Source organism: Loktanella atrilutea, assembly GCF_900128995.1.
In the GTDB taxonomy this organism is placed as follows: Bacteria; Pseudomonadota; Alphaproteobacteria; order Rhodobacterales; family Rhodobacteraceae; genus Loktanella; species Loktanella atrilutea.
In genome coordinates this window covers 1-4,746 of record NZ_FQUE01000036.1, presented here as the reverse complement: position 1 = coordinate 4,746, position 4,746 = coordinate 1, and the positions used below count along the sequence as shown (strand labels likewise).

Annotated in this window: 4 protein-coding genes and 1 tRNA gene; 3 read left to right on the top strand and 2 right to left on the bottom strand. The window is 52.6% G+C overall.

Annotation, left to right across the window (positions count from 1 at the left end):
• Nucleotides 1–227 precede the first annotated feature (227 nt).
• Together BUA54_RS20350 and hisG are read left to right on the top strand one after the other, a co-directional pair.
• Nucleotides 228–1,610 (top strand): SIR2 family protein, encoded by a 1,383-nt coding sequence (locus BUA54_RS20350; RefSeq protein ID WP_178352817.1) that lies wholly within the window; start codon nt 228–230, stop codon nt 1,608–1,610.
• Nucleotides 1,611–2,309, top strand: coding sequence for an ATP phosphoribosyltransferase (gene hisG / locus BUA54_RS20345; protein WP_084114726.1), 699 nt, complete (start codon nt 1,611–1,613; stop codon nt 2,307–2,309).
• On the opposite strand, the gene BUA54_RS20340 is transcribed toward hisG, so the two are convergent.
• Nucleotides 2,302–2,583: a hypothetical protein gene (locus tag BUA54_RS20340; protein WP_072859053.1), complete on the bottom strand. Its 282-nt coding sequence runs from the start codon at nt 2,581–2,583 to the stop codon at nt 2,302–2,304. The two genes, hisG and BUA54_RS20340, sit on opposite strands and share 8 nt — an antisense overlap.
• A 399-nt stretch (nt 2,584–2,982) precedes the next feature.
• Between BUA54_RS20340 and BUA54_RS20335 the strand changes: the two genes are divergently transcribed.
• On the top strand, nt 2,983–4,695 hold the full coding sequence (locus BUA54_RS20335; RefSeq protein ID WP_342742744.1) for a recombinase family protein: 1,713 nt from the start codon (nt 2,983–2,985) through the stop codon (nt 4,693–4,695).
• Here the strand turns inward: BUA54_RS20335 and BUA54_RS20330 are convergent.
• Nucleotides 4,652–4,728 (bottom strand) — tRNA-Met (locus tag BUA54_RS20330). The genes BUA54_RS20335 and BUA54_RS20330 overlap by 44 nt on opposite strands.
• Between the last annotated feature and the right edge of the window lie 18 nt (nt 4,729–4,746).

Genomic DNA, 4,746 nt, shown 5'->3' with positions numbered 1-4,746 from the left:
TGCGCCTCGGTGAAACGGCTCTTTCTCATTCGTCTGCTCCTTCACGGTTGAGCAAACTCTACATCAGGCTGAGGGATATTGCGGGGGGCAGGTCACCGGCACAAACAACCCTCGTACATGAATCACTCAAGACCGCGTGCCAAGCGGAAGGAACATGAGCTTCCAACCTTTCGAAACACATGTATGATAAGTTATCTAGAAGACACCTTTGTTATGCATGGGAAGCGATGCAGGTAGCAGACTTCATAAAAGAATTTGGTGAGGCACTGGATGCAAATTCTGGCGTGATTTTCGCCGGCGCGGGTTTATCCGTGCCTTGCGGCGGCCCATCATGGATTGATGTGCTTGAAAAGCCACGCAAGACAATGGGGCTTCCAAAGTCTTTTCAAGACCTTCCGCTGTTGGCGCAGTACTACATAGATAACGAGCCAGGGGGCAGAGAGGTCCTAGAAAACACCATCCGTACTTCGCTCTTAAAGATGACTGGCCCGAGCATTGTCCATGAGTTGATCTCCCGACTGCCTGTTATGGAGATTTGGACTACGAATTACGACACTTTATTCGAACAGCAGCTTCCTGATGCGCAAGTCTTTAAAGATGACCTATCAATTGGCGGGTTCTGGAAAGCGCCAGGTAAGAAAATTATAAAGATGCACGGCGAACTTCCACATGATAAAGCTGATATTGAAAAGATAGTCATATCCAGGCAAGATTACGAACAGTTTCAAAAAAGGTTTCCCAGAACGTGGGCGAAATTAAACTCGACCTTTACTACTCAAAGAATGCTGTTTCTAGGGTTAAGCTTTAATGATCCAAACATATTGCATTTATTAAGTTTGGCTCGCGTCCACTATTACTTAGAGACTCCACAGCATTACGTCATCCTTCGTCGCCCTAGCGATTCAGCTTCTTTAAAAAATCATAATTTAGTCGTTTCCGACCTACGCCGTAGTGGAATTGAAACGGTCGAGATTTCGGATTTCTCCGAAATAGCATCGATTCTTTCTGAACTCGTACTTTTCTCCGCGCCATCCAGCGTCTTCATAGGGGGCAGTTTTGATGCAAGTTCTTTTACCGCTGCTGAACAATTTTGTCATAGACTAGGTTTTCGATTGGCCGAGGAAGGCATCAGTGTTGTATCAGGTGCAAACACACCTGGGCGCTTGGTATCACAATCGGTCGCCTCTGGCATGGCAGCAAAGGGGAACCACGATTCGAATATGATCACGTCGTACTTTCAGAGTCGGCCAGCCGAAACTCTGTCGGGCATTAATCGTGCGGGTCGTATAATCTTTTACGGCCAGTCTCGAACAGAGATGCGGCGTGAGATGCTCTCGAAGTGCCGGGCAGCGGTGTTTGTCGGTGGTAGTGCCGGTACTACAGAGGAGATTTCAATTTGTGAGGCTATAGGAGTACCTATATTATCTGTGCCTTATGCCGATGGAGCTGCAAAGCAGCATTGGAATGAGGTGCGAACAGGCACAAAAAAAGTTAATCTTTTCGGCCTGCCATTGGCACCAGCGCAGTTCGAGATGTTGGGTCGCGGCCCCGACGTGGCAGCAGGTGAAATAGTTTCTCTTTTAAAGAGATCTGCGGTAAGAACAGGATAGTTGCAATTGACACTAAGAAAAGCGTACTTGGGCCTTCCGAAAGGCGATTTGCAAGACTCATGTGCTAAGGCACTTAGAGGAGCCGAAACACAGTTCGATTTTGAGGGCAGAAGTCTTTGGTCTGATTCCTCCTGTGGTCGGTTTTCCGGGGTAATGCTGCGGCCAACAGAAATTCTGGATTTTGTCAGTTCTGGACGACTTGATGCTGGTTTCGTTAGCCGCGACTTATTCGAAGAGCGAATCCTAAACGGTTTTGACGGAAAGAGTGTCAATGTTCTCGCAGACCTGATGTCGTCCAAATTATTTCTCCAACCTGTGCAATGGGTCTTGGCGGTTCCGACAGGTAATGCCGCAAAAACATTGCCTCAGCTAAGAGTTCGTGATGCCCCTCTAACTATCGCGACGGAAATCCCTGCGATAGTTACCGAATGGGCATCAAAGAACGGGCTGATAGTCGCAACTGAAAAGTCAATTGGCTCAACTGAAGCCAAGGCTCCGAGATTTGTTGACGCGATTGTAGATTGCCGACACTCCGGGCAATCACTTAAAGAAAACGGGCTCCAAGAAATAGAGGTCGTATATGAGAGCACGATTATTTTTGTGACAAATACTCAAGTAAAAGATTATGATGAAACCGTACGCGAAGATATACGCCAACTGGCGCTAAAAATGACGAAGTTCATAAAATCACTTATTTGAAATCTGTAATGAAGCAGACCTCGAATTTTGCATCCATCAGTTTTTCAACCGAGCTAAGCTTGTTGAGAAATTGATTTGACTGCTTTGAATCTCCGTGCACCTCCACAGTGACACCATCGCTAATGCGCTTCCAACTTTTTGATTCGGGGAGATAAAAGCAGAAGAACGCCTGTATACCTTCACCAATGACTTCAATCGATGAGCCGTTACCATCCAAATCAGTCTCAATGCCCAAATCGTTAAGAACTTGAGCCACGAAATCTATCTGACCCATTTCTCGAAATCCATTTGTCTGCAAATTGAAATCCATAGTTTTTTTGAACCGTTATCGACAATACGTCGGTAAGATAAATATTTAGTTAACATTTACGCACATTCCGAACAGCACAATACTAACAATCAGTTTATCGGCAAGTTTTGTTGTCAAAGCGGCGACTAACTCGCCTCATCAAATCCTACGCTTCCATCACATGGATGAGTTCAAAAGAGTATATGGTTGCTGCGAATGTTAGCTTTGCGCCCTGTTCTACCATTTAAGTAGCCTTCACCATCCGTCACTACGGGCCTTCCAGACCTTCGCTGTGTACTGCATGAATGGCTGCCCTGCTCTTGCCGAGCCTACAGTTGCAACGGGTTGCAATCGATAGTGGAAGACATCGGTCATTTCGTGCCTATGATGGGGAGGGCCAAGGTTCAGCTGACACCGCGCGATGCGGGCAGCTCACCGCACTCACGGAAGGCCCTCACCATGCGCGCCGCTATCTATGCCCGCTATTCGACCGACCTGCAAAGCGATGCCTCGATTGCGGACCAGCACCGGTTATGCCTGCGTTTGATCGTCAGCCACGGCTGGCAGGAGGCGGAGACCTACGCTGATCGGGGCATCAGTGGGGCGTCCCACCTGCGCCCTGCCTACCAGCGTCTGCTGCGGGACGCCCGCGAGAACCGGCTGGATGTCGTCGTCGCCGAAGGGCTTGACCGTCTGAGCCGCGATCAGGAACACATCGCGGCGTTCTTCAAGCAGATGCGGTTTCAGGGGATACCGATTGTCACGGTGGCCGAGGGCGAGATTTCGGAACTGCATATCGGCCTGAAGGGTACGATGAGCAGCCTGTTCCTGAAGGACCTTGCCCAGAAGACCCACCGGGGCCTCGAAGGCCGCGTGCGCAAGGGCAAGTCGGCGGGCGGCGTCACCTACGGCTACGATGTCGTCAGGGATCTGCTGGCGGACGGCTCCATCACCACCGGCGAACGCACCATCAATGCCGCGCAGGCTGACGTCGTACGGCGCATCTTCACCGATTACAGCCACGGCATCAGCCCGCGTGCCATCGCCGCTGCCCTGAACAAGGCAAGCATCTCCGGCCCGCGCGGCACCTGGGGGTCATCCACCATCTATGGCAACGACAAACGCGGCACCGGCATTCTAAACAATGAACTCTATCTGGGCCGTCTGGTCTGGAACCGGCAGCGGTTCATCAAAGACCCAGACACTGGCAAACGGCAGGCCCGGATGAACAAGCCCGAGGACTGGATCATCGAACAGGTGCCTGACCTGCGCATCGTTAGCGATGACCTCTGGGAGGCCGTGAAGGCCCGCCAGACGGCCACGCGCAGTCTGGCTATACGTGACGGCATCAAAGCGGTCGGACGCATGAAGCGGGCCACCCACCTCTTCACAGGCATGTTGAAGTGCGGCACCTGCGGCGGGGGGTTCATTCAGGTCGGCAAGCAGTACTACGGCTGCGCCAACACACGGAACAAGGGCACCTGCGGAAACCGCCTGACGATCAAGCGGGACGACTTCGAGACCCGTGTCCTGTCCAGCCTCAAGGACCAGCTGCTGCACCCCGACCTCATCGCCGAATACGTCCGCGCCTATCAGGCCGAGTTCAACCAGCTGGCCGGATCGATCCGGGCCGACCGGCAGGCCGACGCGCGCGAGTTGACGAAAGTCACCCGCCAGATCGACCAGATGGTGAATGCCATTGCCGAGGGCATGTTTCACCCGAGCATGAAGGATAAGATGACGGCGCTGGAATCGGCCAAGGCAACTCTAACCGCCAAACTGCGGGATGCCTCTGACGCCGCCCCCGTCCTGCTGCATCCCGGCCTCGCGGATCGCTATCAGGCGCAGGTAGCTGAACTTACAACGGCGCTGCAGAGCGAGAGCACGAAGGCCGAGGCCACGTCGATTATCCGCAGCCTGCTGACGGAAATCCGGCTGATCCCGCAGGACGGCATTCTGGCGATTGAACTGGTGGGGGCTTTGGCGGGCTTGCTGTCGTTGGGCGGCCTCAGAAACGACGAAAGCCACCCGAGGGTGGCTTGTTCGACGGTAATGGTTGCGGGAGTAGGATTTGAACCTACGACCTTCAGGTTATGAGCCTGACGAGCTACCGGGCTGCTCCATCCCGCGCCATGGGCTGGTGAGTGA

Bases quoted from the DNA above. Each gene is read 5' to 3' on its own strand.
- BUA54_RS20335 (WP_342742744.1), top strand. From the start codon at position 2,983: ATGATGGGGAGGGCCAAGGTTCAGCTGACACCGCGCGATGCGGGCAGC.
- BUA54_RS20350 (WP_178352817.1), top strand. From the start codon at position 228: ATGCAGGTAGCAGACTTCATAAAAGAATTTGGTGAGGCACTGGATGCA.
- BUA54_RS20340 (WP_072859053.1), bottom strand. From the start codon at position 2,583: ATGGGTCAGATAGATTTCGTGGCTCAAGTTCTTAACGATTTGGGCATT.